At 38.0% G+C, this 5740-nt stretch carries 3 protein-coding genes and 1 riboswitch; all 3 genes read right to left on the reverse strand.

Annotated features, from left to right (window positions below):
• Nucleotides 1–448: 448 nt before the first annotated feature.
• A complete protein-coding gene (locus tag B371_RS0102025; RefSeq protein ID WP_019412649.1) occupies nt 449–1489 on the reverse strand; it encodes a ribonucleotide-diphosphate reductase subunit beta in 1041 nt (346 codons plus the stop codon).
• A 12-nt stretch (nt 1490–1501) separates the two neighbouring features.
• A complete protein-coding gene (locus B371_RS0102030; protein WP_019412650.1) occupies nt 1502–3727 on the reverse strand; it encodes a ribonucleoside-diphosphate reductase subunit alpha in 2226 nt (741 codons plus the stop codon).
• 172 nt (nt 3728–3899) lie between these two features.
• A riboswitch (cobalamin riboswitch) is annotated at nt 3900–4078 on the reverse strand.
• A gap of 797 nt (nt 4079–4875) precedes the next feature.
• Entirely contained in the window at nt 4876–5241 is a 366-nt protein-coding gene (locus B371_RS0102045; RefSeq protein ID WP_019412653.1) for a hypothetical protein, read from the reverse strand.
• Nucleotides 5242–5740 lie beyond the last annotated feature (499 nt).

A 5740-nucleotide genomic window follows, 5' to 3' on the forward strand; every position in this document is an offset into this window, starting at 1 on the left:
TTTGAGCAAGTATTTCTCTTTTTAGAAATAGTGTAGAAGAAGTCTTCCTGCTAGCTTTGTATCGTTCACGATTCAAATGATTGTCACAAAATTAGAATGCGTTGCAAAAAGCGCAGGTGGCGACTTCTGCGGATAAAGCATGAGCTGAAGGCCCCGCAGGAAAAATGCTGGCCAAAAACCAATATGCGACGAGTAACTGAAGGAGCACAATGGAACGAAGGCTAAGAACGTCACTACGCGAGTCAACGTCTTCGCGGGGCCAACATCCTGTTGGCCCGAGGAGACTGAAGCCATGCCCGCGAAAAGCGTCCACCGTAGTGGAAATAAACGGGTTTCTATGGCTACCCTTCCTAAAGGACCAGGAGCAATTTGCCCGGCTTTTCTTATTCATCCCCTAACTATCCAATTCGACAAATTTCATGAAATTCCTTTTCATGAACAATAATTTCTATAAATCATCAAAGCCATTATCTTGCACATTAACTTTTACATATTGACGAGACTTTTGTTCAAAGAAATCTGTTTTCCCTAAATCCACTTCTTCATATGCTTTAATCCACTTTAATGGATTTTTTCTATATGTGGGAAACGGACGCTCATATCCGAGTTGTGCACAACGTACATTAGCGTAAAAATAAATGTACTCTTCAACGTCTTCTACATCCAAACCATCAATCTTATCTCCTATCACTTCACGTGCCCATTCAATCTCCAATGCCGCAGCTTCTTTGAAAATCATATCTACTTTACTCGCTCGTTCTGCAGTATCATACTCTGGATACTGTTGTAGCAACTCTTGATAAATTTTCACAAATAAATCCACATGTATTTGTTCATCTCGGTTGATATAGTTTATCATCGTACTAGTTCCAACCATTTTTTGGTGGCGTGCCAGGTGATAGAAAAATGCAAATCCTGAGTAAAAGAATAAGCCTTCCAAAATTACATCATATACAATCGCCGTTAATAACGAGTCTACATTTGGTTCCTCAGAGAAATCTTCATATCCATTCATGATAAAATCATTTCGTTTCTCTAGTACCGGTTCGGTTCGCCAAGTATCGAATACTTCATCTTGTTGTTGTTTTGATACCAAACTTGATAGCACGTAGGAATACGAATGATTATGAATGACCTCTTGTTGGGCCAAAATAATCATGAGCGCGTTCAAACTGGAATCAGTTAAGTAATCTGCGACTTTTCCTGCAAAGTCAGTTTGTACACTATCAAGTAAAGCTAATAAGCCAATTATTTTTAAAAATGCTTGTCGTTCTGAATCATTTAATGAACCAAACTGCTTTACGTCTGACCCCATATTGATTTCAAAGGGTGTCCAAAAATTTCCTAGCATCCTTTTATATTTAGGATATGCCCAACTAAAGCGGACATCATCCCAATTTAATACATTCGAGGAATCACCATTTACAATACTTGTCGATCGATTTGGTGCCTCTTTATCCATAAGCTTTCTTTTGTTTATTGCAGTCATATATTTCTCCCCTTAGCTTGAGCAAGACTCACATTCCATCAATTCAATCGATGTTGAGCGTACATAATAGGTAGTTTTCAGTCTTCTTTCCCAAGCATCTATATGTAAATCAAGCAACTCTTTTGCTTTGATTGTATTTTGGACATATAAATTTAACGATACCCCTTGGTCGATATGACGTTGACGGGCTGCATTCTGCTTTAATGTCCAGTGTTGATCAATAAAGTAGGCTGATTTGTAATACCATGTTGTGTCCTCATTTAAATCTGGAACTGTCACTGGAATTTTGTAATCTTTCTTCTCCTCTGAATAGCTCTTTTGGAAAATAGGATCAATGCTAGCCGTACTTCCTGCTAAAATTGAAGTGGAAGAGTTTGGTGCAACGGCCATTAAATAACCGTTCCTCATGCCATTAATTGCTACTTCAAAACGAAGTTCTTTCCACTTCTTGCTAGTGTAATCACGGGACTCAAAGTAATCACCCGTGTGAAATGCAGATCCTTCAAATAATGGATACGGACCCTTTTCCCTGGATAAATTCATGGATGCTTGGACAGTTAAAAAGGCAATTTCTTCATACAATTTATCGGCGAACTCGACGGCATCGTCTGACTCCCAACGAATTCCTTTTAATGCTAATAAGTGGTGCCATCCAAATGTGCCAAGGCCAATTCCACGGTATCTCGCATTCGTTCTTTCAGCTTGAGGTACCGGAATTATATTTAAATCAATGACATTATCGAGCATGCGAACTTGTACTTTTATAAGACGTTCTAACACACCTGCTGGAACTGCTTTACCTAAGTTAATTGACGATAAATTACACACTACAAAATCACCTGGTTTACGGCGCGTTACGATGATATCATCCTCGATTGTAATCGATTTGAATTGTGTGGCACTCATGTTTTGAAAAATCTCTGTACATAAGTTACTGCTATAAATCATGCCTTCATGCTTGTTCGTATTCATACGATTCACTTCATCACGATAAAACATATAGGGCACACCAGTTTCTAGTTGACTTCTCATAATCCTCTTCATGATATCAATCGCAGGCACAACTTCTCTTGATAGGCGCGAGTCTGCAATACACTCTTGATATTTATCGCGGAAAGAACCCTTCCCTCGAGACTCATCATAGAAGTCTTCTAGAGAATAGCCCATCACGGTACGAACTTCATGTGGATCAAACGTTGCCCATTCTTCCCTGGCTTTTACTTTTTCCATAAATATATCTGGCAAGCTCACACCTGTAAAGATGTCATGAGCACGCATTCGTTCATCGCCGTTGTTTAACTTTAAATCAAGAAACGGTAATATATCTTTGTGCCAAACATCTAAATAAACAGCAATCGCCCCTTGACGCTGACCAAGTTGGTCCACACTAACAGCTGTATTATTTAATTGTTTAATCCAAGGCATAACTCCGCTTGAGGCTCCTTTAAATCCACGAATTGAGGAACCTCGACTTCTTACTTTCCCCATGTAAATCCCGATTCCTCCACCATATTTGGATAATGTAGCGACATCCGTATTCGAGTCATAAATCCCTTGTAAACTATCGTCCACTGTATCAATAAAGCAGCTAGATAATTGACCGAGTGGTTTTCCTGCGTTCGAAAGTGTTGGCGTTGCAACCGTCATATATAAATTACTCATAGCCCAGTATGCTTCTTGAACCTTCTCTAAACGATTTAATGATTCATTTTGCATTAACGTCATGGCTATAATCATCCAGCGCTCCTGTGGAAGCTCAACTGGGGTCTTATCATAATCTCTTGCCACGTAGCGATCCACCAAGGTTTTTAATCCGATATATGTAAATAGAGCATCGCGCTCCGGTTCAATAATTTCACCTAAAGCAATGATTTCATCTTTCTTATACGCTTGAAGAAGTCGAATATCATATAGTCCTTTATCTGACAAACGAGTCAGATGTTTATTGAAATCCATATAGACTTCATCAACTACACAATCTCGAATAACAGCCATTTCACTATAAACTTGTGCTAAATAAATACGAGCTGCTACAAATGTCCAATAGGGTTGCTCTTCATCTAAATGACTAAGTGACTCTAAAACCAATGCCTGAGACCATTGCGCATCACTGGCACCTGTATTTTTCTTAAGCCATTTGTCATGTGTACGTAGTAGTGGAGCTAACTGATCTTGATTAAACAACTCAAGTAATTGATTAATTATTTCCTCTTTATTTGATAAGATCTTTTGAACCATGGTGTAATCTCCTCTCCAATTTCACAATTTAAGTACAAAAAAAGCGACGCACAGCCTCTTCGGCTGAGCATCGCTCATGATTGATAGAATGGAAAAGAGTTTAGGTGGTTTGCGAAATGGAATATCGCTCGCTACTAATAGCTCGCTTCCACTCCTCAACCCCCGAAGAAAGTGTTGCTTATCGAAAAAAGGCAGGTCTCCTGGCTCGTGCATCACCCTTCTGTACCCCTTCCCGTGCTTTCGCATAGTGGTCTTTGTACAGTCGTTTACACTTACAGTTGCGGGGACAGCTTCGGCATTTACCGAATTCCCTTTTAAACCATCTCTGGTACCATTTTTTCGTTTATATACTATATATCGTGTTTCATACAATTACTAATCTAACATATTGTGTTTCTGCATTCAATAGTCGAATAGACTCTGATATCATTTAAAGCTTGTTGACGCTTGCTAAATCACCAAATAAATATTTTTTTGTCTAGTTCCATATAAAATTGTAACTTAGTTTTTCTCCTTATTTGAAAACCAGGCAAAGTAACGGCCCGTTCCTTTTAAGCAATTACTAACGATTTGGATGTTAGTAGAAAATGATTTTCCAACCTGTATCGACTATGGTTTATGGGTCACTTGTAAGGCAAACCTACTGCACTATAACATGAAGAATAAGACAGCCTTCTATTTTAAATTTAGTGATTTCCGTTACAGGCGAACGCTTTCCGCGGGCGGTCAGTAAGCCTCCTCGTCGCAAGCTCCTGTGGGGTCTTACTTGGACACGCTTATTCCGCTGGAGTCGTCGCCTTTCACTACAATCTTTCTCCTTATAATAATCAACAGTGATAACAATATAGTTTTAAAAATAAAAAACGGCCTATCTTGTAAAGTGAAAGTATCCACCTAATATAAAGATTTTTATCATCTTATATAGAATCAACAATTCTCACCAGTTCTTTAATAGGAAGTAAATGTTTTCTTTTTGTTTCTATTTTATGAAAATCAATCTTACCTAACTTAGTCGCAACATCATATTCACCACTTAAACTATCCAAGAAAATAAAAATTAAACATAGGGCTTCATCGTTAAAGCTTATACCATCTACAAAATTATCTATGTCGATTCCTTTTTTAACTGCTCTATAAGTCAAATTATATTAAAAATATAGATTCTCTGGCTTCAAAATAACATTGGCATGCTCAACATTACTCAGTCCACTTCTCTGTTTAAAATCAACTAAATTCCATCTTCTTTCATCTAATCCTGAATTTCCAACTAGATTGATAACGTAAGGAAAAGCATCTTTAAATCCATCGGCACTAACGGTAAACTCTCTTTTCCCATTTATTAATTCGTTGCTAAATTCAAATGTTAAATCTGGATGTACTCTAGCTAATTTTTTAGCTAAACTTTTAAATCTCGCCTCTATATTGCCTGATAAATTATAGTACTCATTCTCATGTCTATAAAACCACTTCCAAAATTCAATTGGAGTAATATTAGAATTGTGAAAATTAAACATCAACAATGTCTCCTTTTATATCACTATCAATCTCTTTAATAAGAAAAACCGGGCACAGTACGCCCGGACCTTTAAAGAATGGTAACCATAGAAACCCGTTTATTTCCGCTACGGTGGACGCTTTTCGCGGGTATGGCTTCAGTCTCCTCGTCACTGCAAAAACATGTGCTCCTGCGGTTACTCGTCGCAAAGATACTGGCTTTTGGTCAGCATCTTTCCTGCGGGGCCTTCAGCTTATACTATTCCCACAGAAGTCGCCATCTGCGCTTCAATCAACTAGTATGAATTTATGCATCATTGCAACGAATTCTATTTTTAGTGACAATCATTTGAATCGTGAGCGATACAAAGCTAGCAGGAATACTTCTTCTACACTATTTCTAAAAAGAGATTGCTCAAAGTACCAAAATTTCAGTGTTCATGATGCAAACCACTGCATTTTTCTATTATTTATAGTACCAGTGACTTTCTGCACTCCCTTCTTTTTACGTTGTATTTT

The sequence above is a fragment of the Paenisporosarcina sp. TG20 genome, from assembly GCF_000286315.1.
Taxonomy (GTDB): Bacteria; Bacillota; Bacilli; order Bacillales_A; family Planococcaceae; genus Paenisporosarcina.

Bases quoted from the DNA above. Each gene is read 5' to 3' on its own strand.
- B371_RS0102045 (WP_019412653.1), bottom strand. From the start codon at position 5,241: ATGTTTAATTTTCACAATTCTAATATTACTCCAATTGAATTTTGGAAG.
- B371_RS0102030 (WP_019412650.1), bottom strand. From the start codon at position 3,727: ATGGTTCAAAAGATCTTATCAAATAAAGAGGAAATAATTAATCAATTA.
- B371_RS0102025 (WP_019412649.1), bottom strand. From the start codon at position 1,489: ATGACTGCAATAAACAAAAGAAAGCTTATGGATAAAGAGGCACCAAAT.